The following is a 22,822-nucleotide window of genomic DNA, read 5'->3' as shown; positions in this document are numbered from 1 at the left end:
TCTTCATAGCTTCGTTTATTGTACCATTTATCAGATAAGATGCCAGTGTCAGTTATTAGTAAAACGTGAAGCGACGAAACAAACAAGAGGCCGAGACAAAAGGTAGTATTTTTACCTTTTACCCCGGCTTCGTTATGGAGTTATAATCTCTTGCCGATTTTCTTGCAGTACTTCCGTTAAGAGCTTCATACCTTTTTCAATCTTTTCAGGAGTTGAATGAGTGAAGTTTAACCTCAGCGTGTTCTCTTTCCCTTTCCCTACGTAAAAAGGGGAGCCAGGGACATAAGCAACCCCACGCTCTACAGCAGTTGCTAACATATCAGTCGTGTCAACCGATTCATCTAACTCAATCCAAAAGAACATTCCACCCTTAGGTACAACATAACTCATACCTGGTAAATTCGCTTTCTCTAATTCTCCAAGCATCAACTTCATTCGAGCATCATACTCTCGAATGAGCATTTGAATATGACCATCTAAATCATAATCCATGCATAGGTGATAAAGAGCTTGTTGAGCCAATGAATTGGAATGAAGGTCATTGGCTTGTTTTGCTTGAGACATAAGTCTAATAATCTGATATGGACCAGTAATCCAACCTGTTCGTAGTGCAGGGACTGCTGTTTTTGAAAACGTACTTGTATATAGGACATGTGTCCCCTTTTTATCTAAAGAGGCGATTGGAGCATACTCTTCATCTTTATTAAATTGAATGTCGCCATATGGGTCATCTTCAAAGACAATAACATGATACTTTTGAGCCAAAGCTAGTAATTGCTGTCGGCGTTCCATTGACCACACTTTTCCTGTGGGATTAGAAAACGTCGGGACAACATAAATACATTTCGGTCGGTATCTTTTTACTTTTTCTTCTAAGTCTTCAGGTATCATTCCGTGTTCATCCGACTCGACACCAATAACATGTGCCTCATAAGATTCAAACACTTGAAGTGCGGCAAGATACGTTGGATTTTCCGCTAGAATCACATCACCAGGATTAAAAACAACTTTTGAAAATAAATCAATAGCTTGCTGCGAACCGGTAGTTACAAGAACATCATTAGCACTATAACTTGTAATTCCTTTCCGTTTCATCCGCTCAATTAATACATCCCTTAGCGGTAAATATCCTTCCGTTTCCGCATATTGCAATGCTTTCTTTCCACTTGCAAACGTTTTTTCAAATGCTGCTTGAAGGCCTGCGATAGGAAATAATTCTTCATCAGGTAAACCACCTGCAAATGAGATCACGTTTCCTTGATTGACAACCTTCAAAATATCCCGAACAGCTGATGATTGCAAATGTCTTACACGCTTTGAAAAAGCATATTTCATTCTCTCCACCTCAACGAATTTTCTAAATTTTATAATATCTTATCTTATTCATAGAAAAAGTCAATGGCTTTTTTATTTTTAGATAAACATATCCCCTTAATTAAAAAAGGACAGAATAAAATCTAATCCATAATAAGAAGCTATCGTTACTACTATGGTCCAGGCCACTAAGCTTACATTCATCCAGAGTAATATTTTGTTTTTTGGAGCGTTAAAAGACATCGCGACCACCGTTGCCAAATGTATTCCTGTAATTAAAGGTCCTAAAAAAGCCAACCCAATTAACCCATACGAAGCAAAAATACGCTTACCTCTTTCATTTCTTTTCCCTTTTTTCTTCGGACGCGTCTCTTCACCGTCTTCTTTATTCTCGGCTTTTCTTGCTTTTCTTTGCTGATACCAACGCTTTATCGACTCTGATAAATAGACAATAATAAAAACCGGTAAGGCATTTCCAATGTATGTAACAATGGCTACCATTATTGGATTTAGCTTAAGCCCAATTCCAATCGGTATAACAATTAACAATTCAAGCCAAGGTGTTGCAGCCATGACGAATATACTGACATACATGCTTATTGTTTCCCACAAATCATAGCCTCTCCTATCCGACTGTTTCCTATAATATATACTATCCTATTATATGCCTAGGAAATTATAGCATTTTACATACTTTTTTAAAAACAAATGATACTTTAAGTCCATACTGAGCAAAACGTGACACCTACGCTTTTTATTCATTTGTAAATTTGTACGATTTTTGAAAACTAGGTCGAACTCTCAAGTGAATGTAAGCGAATTCATTATCAATTATTCCTCTATTATGATACAATGGCACCTAATGAAAGAATGAAAGGGGTATTTTTTTGAAAAAACATTTTATTACTACGTTACTGATTCTAATTACACTAGCATTTGTTGCTGCATGTGGAACAGGCGAAGAAAAAGCTGGACAAGCCACTCATGACAATGAAGTCATTGCAAGCGTAAATGGGGACTCCATTTTTAGAAGTGATTTTGAATATGCGATTCAAGCGATGGCATTAAGAACTGGTGTTGATTTGACGACTGAAGTGGAAGAAGACACTCGTCAATTTCTTGAAGAACAAGCGTTAGAGCAATTAATTGACCAAAAGTTAGTTGTGCAAGATGCCGAAGCAAAAGGTATTGAGGTTAGCCAAGAAGAAGTGTCTGAACAACTTGAACTACTAAAAGACCAAGCTCAATTCGAGTCAGATGAAGAGTTTGTAGCATACCTTGAAGAACAAGACTTAACACTGGCTGAAATTGAAGATGATATTCGTATTCAAATGCTAATCGGAAAATATTTTGAAGAACTTCAAACCGACATTACAGTGACAGAAGAAGAAGTTCAAGACTATTTTGATGAAATAGTTGCAATGTACGGCGAAGAATTTGAAGAAACACCTGATTTAGAAGAAGAAAGAGAAATAATTGAAGCACAAGTAAAGAACGAAAAACTAATGGCAGAAGTCGAAACCCTTGTAGCCAACCTCCGAGAAACAAGCGACATCGTAATTAATATATAAGCCAAACGAAAAGGTGGTTTTCCTTTTCGTTTGGCGAAGCAATGGCCTGGAGCGATGCCTCTTTTCTAAAGAGAGGCGTGCCTTTCTCCTCTCTGCGCAGAGCGGGGCCATTGTTTTTTTTTCTTCCACGAAAAGGTGGTTTTCCTTTTCGTTTGGCGAAGCAATGGTCTGGAGCGATGCCTCTTTTCTAAAGAGAGGCAGGGACAAAAGGTTTTATATACCTTTTACCCTGCCTCTACATAATGAATCTAATTAGAAAGTTTGTAGTAATACGATAACCGCATATGCATTCCAAACAATATGCAATACAATCGGCACCATCAGGGACCGAGTCAGTTTAAATAGAATAACAAACACCATCCCCATAAGAGTAGCTGTTAACGGATAGCCTAAATGCAACAATCCAAAAATTAGAGAAGAAACAATTAATCCGACTAAAAAGTGATACCTTTTCTCTAAAAAGTGATGAATAATTCCCCTATATAGGATTTCCTCTTTAACCGGTGTTAACAGGGCAGTGGCACTAAACAATAGCAGAATCGATACCCATTCTATACTAAAATCACCTAGTATTAAATCATTTGTGGCTGATGGATTTTCCCACCCTAAAACACCAATAATTAAATATTGGGAAGAAAATAGTAACACGACACTAGCAAGGAGATAAAGATACGTTATTCCTTTTTTAAAAGGGGCTAAAGAAAACAATGGCCTTAAAAATGTGCGGACACTTTTAAATAATAAGATGGCTAATACAAAAACGACACCATCATATAACAACGCATTATACCCAGATAATATCGTATCTAACATCAAGTTTCCACCTGAAATCACATCTACAATTCCAAAGAGTAAACCAAAGATAATATTAATCCCTAAGTAAGCTAAAATAAATAAAATCAAATGTTTCCACCCAAAGCTTACCTCAGGTTTTTCTTTTGGAGCATCTACCCCTTCTACTTTAACTGGTTCTGACATGAATAGCACTTCCTTTCCTACATTACAATACACTAGTCTTTAAAAGTTGATATAGTGAGTTTGCTAGAATATAAAGGGAGCAGACAAAATATAAAATAAAAAAATCGACCTTAATTGTCTTACCTTGCTTCATATATAAGAATACAAAATAAATACATAGTAAGGAAGAAATAACAAAAAAAAAGTTTGCAGTTGCCCTTATGATTTCAGGGAGGATCACACCAAATAATAAAGATAATAAAAATAGCAAAGACAACTGGTCAGCCTTTTTCATTTAAATTACCCCCTACTTAAAAATTGTGCTTACCACACACCGATAATTTTCAATGTATCGTCTTTCTTTTCAATTTCCATATATTCATTTATCTTCCCCGTTTCTAGATACAATTTTTGTTTCTGTTCTTCATTTAGGGGGATAACTATTCTATTAGTGGCGGAGTTTGCTCTTTCACTCCACTCTTTCATGACTTCATAGTAGTCAAATAATGATTCTCCTTTTTGGTTAATCTGTTTTTTCTTTGAAACGGTAATATGCTTGTCAGTTATGGTTGGAGTAACTAATGGTTTACTTTGTAAATAATCAATGATTCGTTCTGTAATTGGAGCTCCAGTTTTTAACTCTATATCTAAAAAGGCTGGCATACTATTACATTCTAATAAGACATATCTTCCATCCTTCATTTTACGCAAGTCAATTCCGCTAAATGTTAATCCTAATAACTTCATCGCTTTATCACAAAATGTAAGTACATCCTCTGGCAAACGAACTTCTTCATATTCTGCATTTCCCCCATGGTAATTGGGGTCTGTTCGATAATCTAATATTTCTTTGTTTGATTTTTTTATAATATGAGAAGATAAGACTATTCCATCAAGCATGTTAACACGGACATCCTCACCGACAATCTCTTCTTGAAATATAACAGGTTCATTTTCAATAAGATGGATTCGTTCGAGTAAGCTTGTGGTGACTCTTTGACAGTAACTTCCACCTGATAAAGGTTTACACACGGTGCTCTTATTATTCATAATAAAACGATGAGCAACATCTACAGATGAAGTCACACACGTTTTAGGCATGGGTATTCCATGGTTCCGTAATTTATACAATTGATAAAATTTAGCATAATTTCTTGGAGGGTTTATGACGGGAAACCTGTTATCGTGAAGGATAGATAACCACGCTTTCACGACTTCGTTTTGAGCTGAGAACTGAACTTTTCTGTTATACTGCAAGGCTTCATCGGTTATATTGATTTCCTCTGGATCTTGTAATACACTCCTAAAGTAAACCCCTTGAATTCTTTGTTCCATAATAGATTTCCCATTATAAAATAACGAGTCCTCATAAAAAGCCAGGTCATTTTCTGAAAGTGAACTTACTTCTATATAACTGATTTTTTTCTCTTGTAGTAATGAAATCATATGTCTACAATGTACATCATTCATTGGATTTACAATTAGTAACGTCATATTTTTCACCTTTTCATCATTCTTATAAAGGAGCGTCTCAGAAAATCATTTTTCTGAGACGCTGAATCACTTCCAAGCAACAAAATATAGAAAATGTTTATATAATACCGCCGTCTTCTTCTCCAATCGCCATGGTCGTTACCTCAATTGGTTTAATCGGTCTAATAGGGATAATCGGTAGGCTTGGGTCAAAGCTACCATCCTCTTCACCAATCGCCATCGTCGTATAACAACCTCCATTTACCTCACGTAACTCTTTGTCATTTACTTCGAATGAACTAGCCTTAACTCCAAAATGTGCTTCAATTACCTCTGCTTGACTGTTGTCAAATTTCAATTTCATCTTTAATACCCTCTCTCATTACTAGATTTTTTTTCAAGGTTTAAACTAGTTGTTACTTTTATACTAGTACATCACTATGAATCTATCACCGACATCTTACGGCGCTAACGCGCCATTTTTGGCGGACACCGACTATTGGTTAGTCTTTCATATTAATCTTTTCAAGTAAGTAGTGAATTACTTTTTTTGTGTCAACAATTACAAACGCATCCGCTGTCATCCCAACTTTCACTTCACCTTCTTGTCCTTTACGGTTCACAAGTGGTTCTTTTTGAATAATGGCTTCTACCGTATAATAACTGATTCCTTCCTGGTGGATAATTGAATCAGAACTAATAGATTTTATTTCTCCTGTGATATGTCCAAAATTTTGCTTAGGAAACGCAGTAAAGTGAAAATTAACTGGTTGACCAATAGAGATTTTCCCAATTTCATGATTAGGAACTACAATGCTCATCAAAAATTCAGATTCGTCATCTGGTATGATTGCAACTATATTATCCCCAGATTGAACAAACTCTCCTGTTGTAAGTTCCTTTAGTACATTCACAATTCCGCTAGTAGGAGCGATGATATTTCTGTTTTCAACAGTAAACTGAAGTTGATTAATTGTTTCCTGTAGGGTTTTTACATATTGAGTTTGTTCACGAATTGCTGTATTAATCTCTACAGTGGTATTCATTTCAAACTGTTTCTTCATAAGTGTCCCTGTCTCGGTGAGCATTTGTTCTTGCTCTTTTATATCTTCTTGCTGCTGAGAAACATGCTCTCGTTGCAGTCGAATGGCTTCATCATCTCTAGTAACTGTCATTTGTTCGTTTACTAGGTTAATATTTTCTTCAAGCTGCTTTTTTTGGTTCGTCAGTTGTTCAAGATTAAGATGAATTTCCATCTTAAATTGATTTTCTAAATCTTCTATTTCCTTTACAAGTGATTTGCTACTTCCATTTTCAAATTGAGTAGCCGTAATTTCTTCATTTTTGGATAACTGTTTCTGACTTTGCTCCACTATCAGTTGTTCTTGTATCATATCTTCAAGTTTGCTTTTTTGCGTTTGATACATATTGTAGCGAATGGCACGTACTTCACTAACACCAGTTAATTTTCCAATGTCTTGTTTCACGGCGTTTAACAATATCTCTTCTTCTTGTAGTTCCCCAAGCACACCATCAAGAGAAGATAGTAAATTCTCTTTCTCAAGTTCCAGATTTCTTTTTATTTGTTTTTCTTCTCGTTGTTGACCTTCAAGGGTTGCATTGCTTAACCCTTTTGAACGTTCTAACTCATTCTTTGCCTGACTTAACTCTAACTGAGTCGCTTTTAACTCGGCATCAATTTGTTGAGATTGTAAAAAGAATTGATCTACTAAATCATAATAATACGTAGTACGCTCAGTTTGAGTGGAAAACAAGTTTTCATTCGTCTCAATGCTTTTCTTATATAATTGTAATAATTCAATTTCCTCTTCTGCCTCAGTCATTTCTGCTAATCTCATGTCTAGTTCTTTTTCGAGTTCTTCTTTGTCTAGAGTGAACAGGATTTCCCCTTTTTCAACCCATTGCCCCTCATTAAAAAACACCTCTTCAATTTGCCCAAATACAGGTGCCTGTACCGTACTTACACTTTCATTGGGACGGACCATTCCTGAGGCTTTGGCAACTTCATCAATTTCTCCAAAAAATGACCAGGTTAAGGCGGAAAAGAGTAATAACACAAATATAGTAATAAAAATCGGAACAAATGGGTGTGGTTTTGATTCTAGAAGTTCACGACTATCAGTTAATTCACTTATATCTCTTACAATATTCTTCACTCATACACACCTCAATTCACAACTAATTCTTGTTCAATATTCATTTCAGGCATTTGATTTTGCCATAATTCAAAGTACCTTCCTTGCTTTGCTAATAATTCTTGGTGCGTACCCATTTCTACGATTCCACCATGTTCAAGTACACAGATTTTGTCACACTTCATAATCGTACTAAGACGATGCGCAATAATAAGCGTCGTTATTCCTTCACAATAACTGTCTATTGTTTCAGAAATCGCTTTTTCAGTTATCGAATCTAAATTACTTGTGGCTTCATCCATAATTAGAATATCTGGCTTCTTCAAGATTGCTCGTGTAATGGATAACCGTTGCCGTTGTCCCCCAGATAAGTTCGCCCCATTTTCCTCAAGTAATGTATTGTAACGTAAAGGTAATTGATTAATAAATTCATGAGCATTTGCCATTTGAGCTGCTTCTATAATATCCTCGAGTGTCGTATCATTGTCTGTTCCTAATGATAAATTTTCTTCAATCGTTCCACTAAAGAAGAAATTTTCCTGAGAGACATAAGCAATTCTTTCTCTAAGTCGGTTAAAGTCTAAATCTTTAATATTAAAATTATTAATAATGATTTCACCTTTTTCCGCCTGGTAAAAGTTGAGCAATAGCTTTGCTAGCGTAGTTTTACCTGAGCCACTTTCACCGACAAAAGCGACACGTTCTCCTTGATTTATCGATAAAGAAATGTCTTTTAAAATGAGCTCTCTAGTACCGTACCGGAAATCTAGATTTTTGATTTCAATGTTTCCTTTTAAATGATCAGGAGCTATTTTTTTCCCTTTATGTTTATCTTCTTCTGTTTCTAGGTCTAGGATTTCTCCCAGACGCTGAGAAGCAACAACAGCAGATTGAATCATCGGTTGTAAGTTAATTAAGTTTTGTAGTGGAGAAAGGAAGTAAGCAAGTAACGCATTATACGCAATCAATTGACCAGCAGTCATATTCCCTTGTAACACTTGATAAGAACCTATCCACAAAATGACAATTCCACCCGCTAACTGAAGATAGTTTTTTAGTGCGCTTTGGTAATTATCAATCATTCCGTGTTTAAAGATGCTTTTGATAAATTTAATAAACCTTGTTTCTGTTTCTAAGTTTGCATAGGTCTCCGCATTATAAGCTTTAACCGTTTCAATTCCATTTAAGGATTCAACTAGGAAAGAAGTAAGCTGAGCATTTTCTTCCATTTCCTTGCGATTGATTTTTTCATATGCTCTTCGGAAGGCCCACACAATGATGATATAAATGGGTACTAAAATAAGGGTGATGCCAAATAAGAAAGAGCTTTGAGTATATAATACAATTCCACCGATAATAACCATTAGTGTATCTAGTAAAATTGTAAGTGTGGCGCCTGAAATAGCTTCTCTCACTTTTGAAGCATCCATTAAACGAGAGATTATTTCTCCGACTTTTCTTGTCCCAAAAAAATTCATTGGTAATGATAGAACATGTCTGTAATACCCTAGGATTAAGCTAATATCTAACTTTTGACTAATATGTAACAATAAATAAGAGCGAAATGCATCAAGTAACACTTTAAATGTATAAAGTACGATAATTCCAATTGAAATGATGTGCAACGTCTTTTGTAAATCAAACGCTAGGATTTCATCAATCAGTAATTGAAAATAAAAGGCTCCCGCAATCCCCAACAACGTATATAAAATTGACGCAATGATAATTTGTAAAAAGAGGTACTTTTGCGGTTTAAGTAAATGAAGAAATCTAGAAAATAATCCTTTCGTTTCATCACCTTTTTCAAACTTTGGAGTGGGAACCATCAAGATTAAAATGCCTGTCCACTCTTTAAAAAATTCTTCAGGAGTGACTTTTACAATGCCTTTTGCAGGATCAGCAATGGTAATTTCTTTCTTTGTAATTTTATGAATAACTACGTAATGAAGATACTGTTGGTCCACGACAACATGTGCAATTGCTGGCAATGGAAATTCCCCAAAAAATGCTTCTGGATTACCTTTTACTCCTTTTGCAGTAAAACCTAATTCTTCCGCTGCTTTAATTAAACCTAGTGCATTTGTCCCTTGTTTGTCAGTACCAGCGATTTCTCTTATTTTCGAGATAGGTAATTTTAACCCGTATTGTTTTGAGATGGTTGCTAGGCATGCTGCTCCACAATCTTTTTCATCGTTCTGTTTAATAGCTACATATTTTTTTAGCATGGCTCTCCCTCTCTTTTTGATATATAACTCTATCATAGATAATTGTAATAAGAGGGTAGAACGTACAAGTGGTGTGGTACCCCGCCATTTTTGGCGTGTTTCATGTGATTCCACTAGTAAAATCTAAATGTTCAACTCTAAATTCCATTATGAAAATGTATTTTTGACATACTCCATTCCATATAAAAAAAAGACACAGCATCTTGTGTCTTTTTTACTGGTTATGACCTTTGTTTTTCCTATTTAAGAGATGGACCCCTAATAACACTAGAGTCAAAAAAATATATAATAATCGCTGAAATGATATAGTATTATCCTCAAAATATTCAATGACTGATCCATGAATAAATAGTAGTAACATAGCAATGATAATAAATAACATACCATTGTATGGAATCTTCTTCATAAGAGCTTCACTCCAAGAAGTCAATTTAAAATGAGAAAGATTATCAGACCATAAAAGAAGGCTGTTACCTATAAGATTGTACTTATAGGACAGCCTATTCTTTTTGGAGAAGATATGTACTCCATATAAAATTTTCTTGACTTAACTTTCCATCCCTACTTTGTTTATAACAAATAAGAGTACAGTAAGCGAAGCAAGAAGCAAGAAAATTGGAACTACATTGGGTAGTTCAACAATCTGAAACCATTTGGCTACAAGTAATAAAAAAAGACTTATAATCCCTAACGAAATACATATCTTACTAACTGTAAATATATCAATAGTCATACGCGCGCGATTCCTTTCTGACTAAGATAATAGAGAACTATAGGTATTACCAGTTTTTAATAATTGTACCAACAGCATATCCTACAGCTACTCCGCCTGCAAGACAACCGATTCCTGCTGCTACCATCATTCCTGTAATTATTAGTCCACCTTCTACTTCCATTAACTCAGCATTACTAACATCTTGAAAATTATGTTCAATCACATTTTCCATTTTACTTACCTCCCTCTACATATTTTAGTTGACTCGTTACAGCGTTTACTCAGAAAGTGCCCATGCCACGCCAAGGCCTACTCCACCTAAAAATAAAACACCTGCAATCACAGCTCCTGCAGTAATAACAAGACCACCATCTACTTCTAGTAGAGCGTTCTCATCTAAATCAACAAAGTTAGTTTGATTTAATGCTTCCATCTGTATCACCTCCTTCTGCTATAATCATAATTGAAAAAGATAGTGAGGTAGAACGTACAAGTTGTGTGTAAGACCGCCAATATTGCTGGTTTCATCTGTTACTACCACACAAACATTTGTTTGAAATCTACTTTTTTATCAAAAAAAATAGAGAGTGAGACAAAAGGTTTTTTTAACCTTTGTCTCACTCTCTTCGCAATCAGTAAAACAATCCATTGCGAACCTACTTACCACAAAAATAAATCAGGAATAAGTCCTTTCTTTTTGGCAACATGTATTAATTCTGCTCTTGAATTAACCTTTACTTTTTTAAAGATTTCAGATAAATTTCGTTCTACATACCTTTGACTCATGTATAGTTCCGTAGCAATTTCTCGATTTGTCAGGCCCTTTGCAACCCTCACCAAAATCTCTTCTTCCTTGTTGGTTAAGGTAATATTAAGGTCATCGCTTTTAACAGTTATATCGATTCTTCTCAATTGTGGAAGTAATTCTAGTGGGATTACAGCTTCCCCGTCTAGTAAGCATCGAATTGTTCGAATGAATTGATGTTTGGATACTGACTTACTTATAAAACCAGATACACCAGCCTCAATTAAAAAATTAAAATGAGATGCAATATCATAGCCTGTATAAATGACTATTTTTGCATTACTTTTAATCGCTCTAATTTTCTCTGTTAATTCCAATCCGTTCATGTTAGGCATATTTAAATCAAGCAAATACAAATCGTATGATTCTATCTCTTGTTGACTAAGCTTCAGTACTTGAAGACTTGAATGAATAATTGTAGCTTGTAAATCTGGTTCTTGTTCTAATAACGCTTTTGTTCCTTCAGAAACTACAGAATGATCATCTACTATTAAAACATGTACCATCATTTTCACCTACTTAAGGGCATACAAACATTTACAGTTAGCCCTTGTTTTTCTTTTGATGACATTGTTATTGTGCCCTCAAGACTTTCTATTCGTTCCTTCATGCCTAAAAGTCCTAGTCCACTGTTTGGTTTCATTTTTTGTAATCCGATTCCATTGTCCTTATATTGTAGTAGCAATTGATTTCCGTTAATTTGACCGTTAATTTCAACCCAAAGAGCTTTCGAATGTTTTTCAGCATTTGTCAAAAGCTCTTGGATAACTCTAAAAATAGCTAACTCACACTCTTCATTTTCTAAGGTACCTTCAGGCCAATTGATACTAACCTCTATGTTAGAGCGCAGCTGAAACTTCCCTAATAGGTCATTTAAAGATTCTCTAAGACCGAATTCTTTAAGAAAAGGTGGTCTTAATTCGTGGCATGTTTCCCTTGTAACATAAATAGAGTCTAATATACTTTCTTCAATTTCTACAACCTTGCCCTTGTATTCATTCTGAGACAAAGACTCGGATTCCTTCAAATCTTCTATTTTTCTTTTTATGATTAACAACTCTTGCAATACCGTATCATGAATGTCAATCGCTAACCGGCTTCTTTCCTTTTCAGACCATTTAATTAATAACCGGTTTACTAAATGACTTTCTCTTTTATTTGAATCTAATTGTTGAATCAGCTCTTCTACTTTAAGGACGTTTTCTAATGAAATACTTGTATAATAAGCAAGTGTGGACAGCCATTCCATTTGTACGTCATTTAATGTGGTTTTGTCTTCTTTACGTAAAAATACCGCAATTGCTAATTGATTCACTTCACCTATAAAAAGATACGTGTATCTTACAGAATCAATAACTTTTCCAATTTGTATTGGACGTACTTGGATTTTTTTTATTACTTTTTTCCATTTGTACATTTGTTGATTATCACTACATACGATATGACTTTTATTGGAGACGCTAACAACTAAACTATCTTCCAATTTTAGTACAGTTTGAATTTCATTTTTGATTATCTCTATGATATCTTGAACCGAGCGCTGTTTCTTTAGAAGCTCTCCGATACGGTAAATGCTTTCTTGATAACTATCTTTATCAAGCTGTATCGACGTTCGCACTTTTCGTTCAATAACTCTCTGACTTAAAAACGAAAAAAGAATTATGACATAAATGATCCCAATAAATTGAAATACCGAGTCGAGTTTTACATTTTCTTCGATAAGTCCCTTATAAATGAGTGTAATCAATAAAGTGGGCAAAAGAGCAATAAACATATAATATGAATATCTATTAATTTTTAATTGAACATCATGTATGGTATTTGTACCAATCATATAAACAAACACAAGTGGCATAGCGACTAAAAATGCTGAGGCTAAGGTCCCAGAAATTAAACTAATACCAAATACGACATAAGGCAAAGCAAAAAATATAATGAGTGGACCTATAGAACAAATGACTGCAAATATCAAACATTGAAATACTACTTTTATCGGATTCCGTTTATAAACTAAAAACCCTTTAAAAAGGTAATACATAATTATCGAAAATAGGATAATAAAAATACTAAGTATGATAACACCGGATTGTTCTTGCAGTAAAAGAAGAGAAAGAAATACTAGTGATGTTAAACCGTATAATAATCTGATTACTCTAGTAGAAAGCCATTTTTTATTTTCTTCACCGATATAAACGTAAATATAATGTAACAATAAAACAGGAGATAACAACATACAAAAAAACATAATAAACACAGCAAAGTCATACTGTTTACTAGATAACGTTGCAGAAATATACCCTAATGCGGTTAAAAGCAATAAGTAGTTTCCAATAATAACTTTCTTACCTTTTTCTACTTTATAATATTGGAATAAACAGATAAAACATACTAATAAAAAATAGACAGCAGGAAATAGAAAGTAAAAAATGGCTTCTTTTCCAAGTAAATCTGATTGATGAACATCAAAAACGATTACCTCATCTAAACGTTGAATTGTCATTGATGAAACTTGTTCAACTATATTGTATTTTTCAACAAGAGGGTGTTCTAGCGGATCGTTTCCGTCTAACTCAACGATTTTATCATTAATTTCAATATTTTTTTTACTTGCCAAACCTAAATCAGCAATATGACTGACTAATACTTCTTCCTCTGCAGACACCTTTACATATATCCCTACAAGTGGATATTGCAAATTAATTATTATTAAAATGGTTGATATAACAATGAGGATAGAAGTAAGTGTTTGGTCGATTAGCTTGCGTTTTAATACAATTTCTTCCACATTTCTACCCTTAATTCATTTGCGTTGTTTAACAGAACTGATAAAATAGATTTCACTTCCTCGTCACCTACATGAAGCAAACTGGCTGTCCCGTTTTTCACCTTCTCTACTACATCAGGATTTTGGATCAAAAACTCAATAATTTCTTGCATAATAACTCCTCCTCTACATAATAAAAATTAATAGTTCATTTTTTAATGCTGGGTTCATATCGATCTGATTCATTAGCTTTATCGCCTTTTGTTTATGAATCTCACTTATTACCTTTGCATATTGCAGCGCACCACGACTTGATAAGTCATCAATGATTTGTTCTCGCTGTTGGTAAATATCTTCATAGTCAACATGCCCATTATAGTAGTTAGACAATGGTTCATTTTTAAATTCCTTACTAGTAAGTGCATACAATATCGGTAAGCTTTTCTTTCTTTGAAACACATCTTGATACTTGTCCCAATTTAAAAATGCGCGTATGTCATTGTTTATCTGCTGCACTACACCTATGTTGTTAGCATATTCTTCAATAATCATCTTTTCTTCATTACTTGCTGAGCAAGCTCCTGTTAAGCAGGCCAAAGCAATTAATGAACCTGACTTTAGTTTTATCGCGTTAATATAATTTTGCTCTGTAACGATATCATTGGTTAAATCGATATACTGACCATTAATGCTCTGTAAAAGGGTTGAATAATAATGTGATTGCATAGCTTTTCCATTAAATTGATTAATTATTTTACTACTTAGTACCACAAATCCTATCGCAATTTGTAAAGCAAGAGATGAATTTATTTTAATCCATGGAGCATGTTCGTTGTCCCCATCCATAAGGTCATCAAATATATCTCCTGCTAAAATTAAAACTTCCACTGCAGCAGCGATAGCTTCTATGTCAATCCCCTCTTTAGGAAACATCTCAAAGTGAATGAGAGACAGTTTTCCGAATAAAATATCTCTACTATTCATTTGATAGTCAATAAATGAAAGTGCCTCTGTAAGTAATTGTTTATGAAAAAAAGATTCTCTTATTTCCTTCTTTATTTTGGTAATTACGCTACTTGTAGAATACTTATTTATTATGCCCCCCTCCTAGTTGGTTTTAATTCTACATAATTTTCTGACAAAAAACTAGTAAACTTTTATATTTCTTACTTATTTTTATAGATTTTATTAGGATTACCCATTTTTATAAGTCTCCTCTCTCAAGATTTTATGTTCGCTCTCACGATGAACTATCGTTGCTGAAACTTTGTACACACTACTTAATATCTATTATAAATAGGTTCAATAAAAGATAACCGACCATTTTGTGTGGTTTCCCGCCAATTTTGGCGCGATTGTAAAATCATCCACACACAAAAAGATGTTGGAGGATTCCCCCAACATCTTTTTGGATAAGTAAAGTTCTTTTAAATCTCATAAACCTTGCTACAATGTTTTTCATAGCACGGTATGATGCTTATAAAATCGTTATTCATTTTTTACCTATTATTCATAATATGAGAGTAAGTCCCTCCTAAAATGTAGCCAATAACGTAACAAGTGATAACTGATAAATTTACAAAATAAAACATAAAATCACGATACTCCATTTTTAGAGGAATTAGAGTATTTACTTTCTCATATAGATTGTAAAACAATTGATTCCCCTCCGTTTCATTCTAATATGTTATATTTCTATATTTGTCGTTAATGTAAAGAGATTCTAAACCTCATAAAACGGTCTTTTCATATTAGGAGGCGTGATACGCAAGTATTCTATGTTTTCTTAGAACACCTTGAATTTTTTCTGAGAAATTCACAAGCAACACCCATCATCTAGTTTCAGACTTTATATATATACTCTTATAGATTACATAAGACGTTGAAGCTACAAATAACGCTGTTAACGAAATATCTAATGCTCCCCCATGTATTAATTTATATAGAACACCCACAAAACAATAGATTGCTGCAATAAATGCTAAACGAAATTTCCACGTATTCATATTATAACTGCTCCTCTATTGAAATCGATTTATCTTCCATTCATTATAAGAGAGGATAAGCCCCCTAAGAAATATCCAATAGCGTAAGACGTAAAAGTTACGAAAATAATAAACCAAAACAGAAAATCACTATACTTTATGTTTACAGGTAAAATGGTACTAACTCTCTCATAAAAGTTATAAAGCATTTGCTTACCTCCAATTCAACTTTCTAAAATTTCGTATACGTACCCTTATTAAGTATAACATGGAAAGATATAGTAACCATCCGAACAATGTCAGATGTATCACGCCATTTTTGGCGGAGTGTAAATTAATCTATTCTAGAAACTATGCCTTTTTCTAAAAACAAAAAGATGTTGAGGATTACTCTCCAACATCTTTTAAATTAAGCTAAAATATCTTCAATTTTTTGTTGTACTTCTTCTGATAACACAATCCCAGAAGCTTTGGCATTCGCTTCAATTTGCTCTGGGCGGCTCGCTCCAACAATGGCACTTGCTACGTTAGGGTTGCGTAAGACCCAAGCTAATGCTAATTCAGGCAATGTGAAGTCAAGCTCTTCAGCTAACTTTCCTAGCTTGTCTACTCTTTCTAAATTTGATTCATTAATAAAGTTATGAACATACTCGTTAATATCCGCATTCGCTGCACGACTGTCTTTAGGAATGTTGCCACCTTTATACTTTCCAGTAAGTACGCCTTGCGCAAGTGGTGAAAAGACAACTTGAGCGATACCATTTTTCTCTGAGACAGGAATGATTTCTTGCTCAATATGACGGTAAAGCAGGCTGTATTGCGGTTGATTGACAACAATTCTGTCTAACAAATACTTGTCAGCGACATTTAATGCCTCTTGAATTTGAGCCGCAGACCATTCACTTACACCCGCATATAAGATTTTTCCTTGACGCAGTAGGTCATCAATCGTACGTAACGTTTCCTCTACTGGTGTTTCTGGGTCATAGCGGTGACAATAGAAAATATCAACATAATCTAAATCCATTCTTTTTAAGCTGGCATGAAGCTGTTCAAATACATGCTTTCTCGATAACCCTCTGTCATTTGGCAGGTCTCCCATTGGCCAAAATGCTTTTGTTGTAATGATGTAAGAAGAACGGTCATACTCCTTTAAGGCTTTAGCCATCACACGTTCGCCTTCACCTCGTTCATAAACGTTAGCCGAATCAAAGAAATTAATTCCTAACTCATAAGCTTTATGTATAATTTTTTTAGCTGTGTTATCCTCTACTGACTTTCCGTATGTTAACCAGCTACCTAATGAAATTTCACTAACCTTTAAACCCGTTTTTCCTAAACGACGATATTTCATATTATTACCTCCCATACAAATTCTCTTTCTATTATGACTACATTTTTCATTTTAATCCAAAGCTTGTTATAAAAGAAATGAAAAGGCTTACTATTTTCTAAGCTCCACTCACAACTGACCTTTTATGAGGGGACAGTGCATTCATACTTCGAGACCAGGACACCCCCATTTGTCCTGGTCTCTTCTGCGAAAATTTTAGGCTCTGTCATTAGGGGAGAAAAACAGTCATAATCTCTATCCTTTAACAGCACCTTGTGTCATTCCTTTTACAATCTCTTTTTCCATCATTAAATAGAAGAGAATGGTTGGTACGAGTACGATTGTTAATCCGGCCATCTGTGCGACGTAATTGGTCGCATACTCACCTGCGAAGTTTGCAAGCCCCAATGGCAGCGTTCGTAAGGCATCATCGTTTATCAAAACTAACGCAAAGGCAAACTCATTCCAATTGTTAATAAAGTTTAAGATAACAGCTGTTGCGAGTGCAGGTCGAGTCATCGGTAAAATAATTGACCAAAAGATTCGAAACGCCCCACAACCATCCATGACAGCGGACTCTTCAATTTCCTTAGGGAATGTACTCATAAAGCTTGTCAATAAGAAAATGGTTATCGACAGGTTAAACGCAACATATGGAAAAATCAAGGCCAAATGCGTATTGATAAGACCAATCTTTTGCATCAAGATAAACATCGGAACTAAAGTGGCATGGATTGGTACTAATAGCCCGATAACGAAGAAACCAAATAACAACTTTCTACCTTTAAAATCAAAACGTGATAAGAAATATGAGGCAAGTGCACCTACAAACATCGTGATAATTACGGCGACAAGACCTACAAACAAACTATTGAAAAAATACGTATTTATATTTGCGGTTACCCAAGCTTCCGCATAGTTGGTAAAAATCCATTCCGATGGCAGTCCAAACGGATTCATCGCAAACTCTTGACGCGATTTAAAAGAATTCATTATCATCCATAGAATCGGGTAAGAATTAACAATAGCAAACCCAATTAATACAGTATAGATCAAACCACGTTTAGTTTTCTTTTTAACACGGTCAGTGGCATCACTTTTATATTCTGTTTGTGGATTGTTTGATAGAGAAGGTTGCATTTCTTTCCCCGCCTTTCTATGCTTCTCGTCTTCTTAATAGTCTCATGCTAATACCGATAAGTGTTAAGCTAAACACAAAGATTAAAACGGATATTGCACTTCCAAATCCATATCGTAACATTTGGAAAGTTTCAACGTACATATAGGTTGCCATAACCTCAGTTGCATGGGCAGGACCTCCGCCAGTCATGACATAAATGAGGTCAAATGTTTTTAAGCTCCCACTAATACATAACACGATACATACTAAAATGACATTCCACATGGAAGGTAGGGTAATATAAATTGTTTTTTGCCACTCGGAAGCTCCATCTAATTCAGCGGCTTCTAATATTTCATTTGGAACTGTTTGTAAAGCAGATAAAAAGATAATGAGGTAAAGGCCGACAAACTGCCAGATGATAACGACACAAACGGCAAACATTGAATAATCGGGATTACCAAGCCAGTTCTGTGTCAATGTGCCTAGCCCCACCGTATCCAAGAAGTTGTTTAACATTCCATACTCAGAGTTATAAATCATTCTCCATGTGATAGAAATAACAACTGTAGAGATAACAACAGGAAGAAATCCTATTGTTCTAAAAAACTTAGCGCCTTTTAGTTTTCGATTTAACAGTAATGCTAAACCTAAGGCGATTGGCAATTGTCCAAACACAGATGCTACTACAACAAGAACATTATTTCTTACCGATAGCCAAAAAATGTTATCCTGCAAAATCGCAACATAGTTTCGGATACCCACAAATTCCATTGGAGAAAACCCATTCCAAGACATAAATGAGTAATAGAATGAAATGAAGATTGGAACTATACTAAACACACTATAAATGATAAGGGCAGGTAGTATTCCAAGGCCAATCTTCCACGGGTTCTTCAGTAAATGCATCTCCTCACTCCCTTTTTAGTTCACATCACTAGTAAGCGTTTACAATGTTAATTATAAAGAAGTTTAGAAAACTAAAAATACTAAAAAATTAAGATAATATCTTCTTTTCTACTTAATCTTAGTTGTATTTAATCGGCGATATTGGGTTGGGGTCACGCCCATATGTTTCTTAAAGATTTGTACAAAGTATTTATATTCCTTATAGCCTACATACTCTGAAATCTCAAAAACTTTATTCGATGTACGACTTAACAAATCCGCTGCTTTTTCAATTCGTAAACGGTTTAGATATTCGGAAAAGCTCTGTCCCGTCTCTTGTTTAAATAACATGCTGAAATAGTTTGGAGTGATAAAGTGATGTTCTGCTACTTCCGAGGCTTTAATATCTTTTTGGAAATTTTCTCTGATGTATTTTTGAGCATTCTCAATAATCCAGTGGTTATTATCTTTCTTTTCAATCGCCTTCATGATTGCTAAAAGATCTGAACCTACTAACTGCTCGATAGACTTATGTGTGTTGTATACTTTCAAATCAATTTTCTCTTGGATGTTCAATTTAACATCCTGTAGTGCTTTTGCAGACATCATTTCCTGCAATCGATTTTTTATAATAACGACAAGTTCTCTTGTTATATGTAGTACTTGACTTAAATCTAGCCCCTTTGTTTGAAAATCATGAAATAAATCTGTAACAATGACTATGACTTCGCCTTTGTTTTGATTTAATATGGCTTCTCTCAATTTTAATTCTTGCTCTTTTGGATAAGAGATTTTTTGTTGTTCAACCATACGTTCGCTTGTAAATAACACAGATTGCTTATAACCTTTTACCATTACTTCAGTTACTTCTTGATAAACAGCTACAATTTCATCTAATTGTGAATGAATGTTAGACACTCTTAGTTGTAATGGATGCTTCCAGTCACTTAGTCCCTCGCACACTATTCGAATTAACGCTTCTGCTAGATTCCTAGAATCGTCACTATAACAAACCGTAATGAGTTCATTTTTATGTCCGAAAATAGAGAAAAATCTAACGTTTGCCTCTGCTAAACCAAGTCCTATCCTAGTTTTCCACTCTTCTTTTACGATTTCAATTTCCTCATCTGTATACATCGACTCAAGTTGATGAAACTCAAAAATAGAGCTAACAATAACTCGGAAATTGGTTGAGATGATATCGTTTATTTTCTCTTGCTCGATATAAATTGGTGCTTTAAAAAGAAAATGCAATACGGCTTGTGATAGGATATCTTCTTTTAACAAGTTATCTTGTTTCTTTTGTAACACGATATCGGTACTTACCCTTTTCACTAACTCCAACAGTTCATCAATATCTACCGGCTTTAAAAGATAATCTTCAACTCCTAATCGAAGCGCTTGTCTCGCATATTGAAACTCATCATGTCCACTTATCATAATAATTTTTGTCTGTGGGTAGAGTGAGGTCACCTGTTTTGTAAGACCTATCCCATCGATTTCTGGCATGCACACATCGGTGAGAATCAAGTCTATTTGTTCGCTCTCCATCATTTGCAAAGCCTGTTTTCCATCATAAGCTGTACCAACCACTTCAATCTCTAAAGTACTCCATGGCAAAGTAGAAGCAAGACCTTGGCAAATTACTGGTTCATCATCTACGATTAGCATTCTAATTGTCATCTGAATCCTCCCTTTTTACCATTCGTCGTAACACCAATTCATCCTTAATTAATGGCAAACGAACTCGAATGAAAGCGCCTTTCTCATCTGGTCCATTCAATGCTTGTATTCCAAACTCTTTTCCAAATGCCGTCTCTAATCGTCCATGAATGTTTTTCAATGCAAAGCCATTGTCATTTGAACCGCTTTCCATCAAACTATTGTTCACTTTTTCTACGTCTAAGCCCATTCCATTATCAATCACATCAATACAAATCCCGCGCTCATAACGATAAGCTCGAATATAAATTCGGTTGGTTTCTGCTCTTGCTTTAAACCCGTGCTCAATGCTGTTTTCTGCTAATGGTTGAAGAATCAACTTCGTCACTAATGCATTTTCCAATCCTGATTCCATTACAATATAAAAATGTAGTTTACCTGCTAATCTCTTTTTCTGTAACTCTAAGTAACTGTACACATATTTCATTTCATCCTTAAGAGGAATCCAAAGCTTTCCTTGACTAAGTCCAATCCGAAATAATCTTGATAAATCTTCAATACTCTTTCCTGTTTCATTCGCCTTTTCGATTCGTGCTGTCCAACGAATCATATCTAACGTATTATAGAGAAAATGCGGATTGATTTGACTCTGCAGCGCTTTTAATTCAGATTCCTTATTCTGAATTTCTAATTTATATTTCGTATCAATTAAACGTTGGATTTGTTTTACCATTTTATTAAAACGTAAGCCAAGTTTACCAATCTCATCATTTGACCTTACTTTTACATGGGCCGTGAAGTCCCCATATTCTAGCCGCTTCGTTTCCCTTGTCAATTCAATGACAGGTTTTACAATAGTAAAAAGAAATCCAACTACAGCTAAAAGAACCATAAATACACTAAGGACCATCATGATCCGCATGGTTGTACGAATACTAGCTAACTCCCCGTTAATATATTCTTCTTTCACCATAGATACTAAATAAATACCACGGTTGTAGATAAACCGTTTTACTGCGAAATATTCCTCTCCTTGATATGTATAAGACATTACTTCCTCAGTTGAATGTCTGATTTGGTCCATAAAGTCATCGTCAGGGTATGTTAATCCTACAAGGCGGGAATCCCGATGAAGCATCACTACCCCATTTTCTCGGACAAGGAAAGTCTCATGTTCTTTTTCTAAAAAGCGATCCGTTACGTACTCATACAGTTCTCTTTCATTTAATCGTAGCTTTATTTCACCCACTGGTTGCCTGATATCGTATAAATCATTTATAACTCGAAACAAGGAAATGACATTTTTTTCTTCTGTTGTAAATAAACGTCTCGTCAAAGGATAGGGATCACTCCAAACGACCTTTCCCTTTTGCTCTCTGGCAAGACTTTCCCACCTTTTTTCATCTCCACCAACAGGCTCTCCTAACTCAAGCACAACCCCATTGACACCTTCAATCCGAACAGAGTTAAAATAATTTTTATTCGTCAAATGAAATGTGAAAAATCCTTTTATGTTATTTTGTAGTCGATGGATATCATCATAATCTTCATCATCTGGTGATAGAGTCATATACTTTCGGAATTCATCACTATAAATGATATATCCTGATATATCCTCTAAGTCATTAATGACTGATAACACATTAGACTCCATGTTATTTAAGTGACGGTGAGTCGTATCTAGAACTTGACGTTTCAGAATTTCATTTGACTGATAAAAAATCATATAACCAATCGTAATGGTCGGAAGCATGACCAACATTAAAAAAATCATCGTAGACTTCCATTTCAAACTCCAGTTGTTAAAAGAGAACCATTTTCTCATCATCGTTATCCCCTATAAAAAAAGCGACA

At 34.8% G+C, this 22,822-nt stretch carries 23 protein-coding genes; 1 reads left to right on the top strand and 22 read right to left on the bottom strand.

The window, feature by feature from the left end:
* Window positions 1–132: 132 nt before the first annotated feature.
* Both BK585_RS06040 and BK585_RS06035 read right to left on the bottom strand, forming a co-directional pair.
* Window positions 133–1,335 (bottom strand): aminotransferase-like domain-containing protein, encoded by a 1,203-nt coding sequence (locus BK585_RS06040; RefSeq protein ID WP_078552585.1) that lies wholly within the window; start codon window positions 1,333–1,335, stop codon window positions 133–135.
* Between the two features lie 96 nt (window positions 1,336–1,431).
* Complete coding sequence (locus tag BK585_RS06035; protein ID WP_245805792.1) at window positions 1,432–1,926, bottom strand: small multi-drug export protein; 495 nt, start codon at window positions 1,924–1,926, stop codon at window positions 1,432–1,434.
* A gap of 275 nt (window positions 1,927–2,201) precedes the next feature.
* Between BK585_RS06035 and BK585_RS06030 the strand changes: the two genes are divergently transcribed.
* A complete protein-coding gene (locus tag BK585_RS06030) occupies window positions 2,202–2,885 on the top strand; it encodes a SurA N-terminal domain-containing protein (RefSeq protein WP_170885493.1) in 684 nt (227 codons plus the stop codon).
* A 252-nt stretch (window positions 2,886–3,137) separates the two neighbouring features.
* Here BK585_RS06030 and BK585_RS06025 read toward each other — a convergent pair whose 3' ends face one another.
* The 20 genes from BK585_RS06025 to BK585_RS05940 form a co-directional block, all read right to left on the bottom strand.
* Window positions 3,138–3,863, bottom strand: coding sequence for a CPBP family intramembrane glutamic endopeptidase (locus BK585_RS06025; RefSeq protein WP_078552583.1), 726 nt, complete (start codon window positions 3,861–3,863; stop codon window positions 3,138–3,140).
* Between the two features lie 22 nt (window positions 3,864–3,885).
* Window positions 3,886–4,137: a hypothetical protein gene (locus BK585_RS06020; protein WP_078552582.1), complete on the bottom strand. Its 252-nt coding sequence runs from the start codon at window positions 4,135–4,137 to the stop codon at window positions 3,886–3,888.
* Window positions 4,138–4,166: 29 nt separating this feature from the next.
* Entirely contained in the window at window positions 4,167–5,336 is a 1,170-nt protein-coding gene (locus BK585_RS06015; RefSeq protein WP_078552581.1) for an ATP-grasp domain-containing protein, read from the bottom strand.
* Window positions 5,337–5,433: 97 nt separating this feature from the next.
* Window positions 5,434–5,679 carry a hypothetical protein gene (locus BK585_RS06010; RefSeq protein WP_078552580.1) on the bottom strand — a complete coding sequence of 82 codons (246 nt, stop codon included), beginning with the start codon at window positions 5,677–5,679 and terminating at the stop codon, window positions 5,434–5,436.
* A 139-nt stretch (window positions 5,680–5,818) separates the two neighbouring features.
* A complete protein-coding gene (locus tag BK585_RS06005) occupies window positions 5,819–7,492 on the bottom strand; it encodes a beta-barrel domain-containing protein (RefSeq protein WP_078552579.1) in 1,674 nt (557 codons plus the stop codon).
* Window positions 7,493–7,503: 11 nt separating this feature from the next.
* Window positions 7,504–9,696, bottom strand: a complete 2,193-nt coding sequence (locus tag BK585_RS06000; protein WP_078552578.1) for a peptidase domain-containing ABC transporter — start codon at window positions 9,694–9,696, stop codon at window positions 7,504–7,506.
* A 214-nt stretch (window positions 9,697–9,910) separates the two neighbouring features.
* Window positions 9,911–10,102 (bottom strand): hypothetical protein, encoded by a 192-nt coding sequence (locus tag BK585_RS05995; RefSeq protein WP_078552577.1) that lies wholly within the window; start codon window positions 10,100–10,102, stop codon window positions 9,911–9,913.
* Window positions 10,103–10,243: 141 nt separating this feature from the next.
* On the bottom strand, window positions 10,244–10,429 hold the full coding sequence (locus BK585_RS23940; protein WP_078552576.1) for a hypothetical protein: 186 nt from the start codon (window positions 10,427–10,429) through the stop codon (window positions 10,244–10,246).
* Between the two features lie 46 nt (window positions 10,430–10,475).
* A complete protein-coding gene (locus BK585_RS05985) occupies window positions 10,476–10,643 on the bottom strand; it encodes a class IIb bacteriocin, lactobin A/cerein 7B family (RefSeq protein WP_078552575.1) in 168 nt (55 codons plus the stop codon).
* A 45-nt stretch (window positions 10,644–10,688) separates the two neighbouring features.
* Window positions 10,689–10,844: a hypothetical protein gene (locus tag BK585_RS23935; RefSeq protein ID WP_170885492.1), complete on the bottom strand. Its 156-nt coding sequence runs from the start codon at window positions 10,842–10,844 to the stop codon at window positions 10,689–10,691.
* Window positions 10,845–11,071: 227 nt separating this feature from the next.
* The gene (locus BK585_RS05980) at window positions 11,072–11,725 is read right to left on the bottom strand and encodes a response regulator transcription factor (protein WP_245805791.1); all 654 of its coding nucleotides are present in this window, start codon (window positions 11,723–11,725) and stop codon (window positions 11,072–11,074) included.
* 2 nt (window positions 11,726–11,727) lie between these two features.
* Window positions 11,728–14,001, bottom strand: a complete 2,274-nt coding sequence (locus BK585_RS05975) for a sensor histidine kinase (RefSeq protein WP_078552573.1) — start codon at window positions 13,999–14,001, stop codon at window positions 11,728–11,730.
* On the bottom strand, window positions 13,983–14,153 hold the full coding sequence (gene comX / locus BK585_RS05970) for a competence pheromone ComX (RefSeq protein WP_078552572.1): 171 nt from the start codon (window positions 14,151–14,153) through the stop codon (window positions 13,983–13,985). The genes BK585_RS05975 and comX overlap by 19 nt, the downstream gene beginning before the upstream one ends.
* 13 nt (window positions 14,154–14,166) lie before the next feature.
* A complete protein-coding gene (locus BK585_RS05965; RefSeq protein WP_078552571.1) occupies window positions 14,167–14,964 on the bottom strand; it encodes a polyprenyl synthetase family protein in 798 nt (265 codons plus the stop codon).
* Window positions 14,965–15,812: 848 nt separating this feature from the next.
* Window positions 15,813–15,986 carry a hypothetical protein gene (locus BK585_RS23930; RefSeq protein ID WP_170885491.1) on the bottom strand — a complete coding sequence of 58 codons (174 nt, stop codon included), beginning with the start codon at window positions 15,984–15,986 and terminating at the stop codon, window positions 15,813–15,815.
* A 388-nt stretch (window positions 15,987–16,374) separates the two neighbouring features.
* Window positions 16,375–17,319 (bottom strand): aldo/keto reductase family protein, encoded by a 945-nt coding sequence (locus BK585_RS05960; protein ID WP_078552570.1) that lies wholly within the window; start codon window positions 17,317–17,319, stop codon window positions 16,375–16,377.
* Window positions 17,320–17,553: 234 nt separating this feature from the next.
* Window positions 17,554–18,438: a carbohydrate ABC transporter permease gene (locus BK585_RS05955; RefSeq protein ID WP_078552569.1), complete on the bottom strand. Its 885-nt coding sequence runs from the start codon at window positions 18,436–18,438 to the stop codon at window positions 17,554–17,556.
* Between the two features lie 16 nt (window positions 18,439–18,454).
* Window positions 18,455–19,327 carry a carbohydrate ABC transporter permease gene (locus BK585_RS05950; protein ID WP_078552568.1) on the bottom strand — a complete coding sequence of 291 codons (873 nt, stop codon included), beginning with the start codon at window positions 19,325–19,327 and terminating at the stop codon, window positions 18,455–18,457.
* Window positions 19,328–19,435: 108 nt separating this feature from the next.
* Entirely contained in the window at window positions 19,436–20,989 is a 1,554-nt protein-coding gene (locus BK585_RS05945) for a response regulator transcription factor (protein ID WP_078552567.1), read from the bottom strand.
* A complete protein-coding gene (locus BK585_RS05940) occupies window positions 20,979–22,796 on the bottom strand; it encodes a cache domain-containing sensor histidine kinase (RefSeq protein ID WP_078552566.1) in 1,818 nt (605 codons plus the stop codon). The genes BK585_RS05945 and BK585_RS05940 overlap by 11 nt, the downstream gene beginning before the upstream one ends.
* Between the last annotated feature and the right edge of the window lie 26 nt (window positions 22,797–22,822).

It is taken from the genome of Bacillus alkalicellulosilyticus (assembly GCF_002019795.1).
In the GTDB taxonomy this organism is placed as follows: domain Bacteria; phylum Bacillota; class Bacilli; order Bacillales; family Bacillaceae_F; genus Bacillus_AO; species Bacillus_AO alkalicellulosilyticum.
This window is presented reverse-complemented; position numbering and strand designations above follow the sequence as displayed.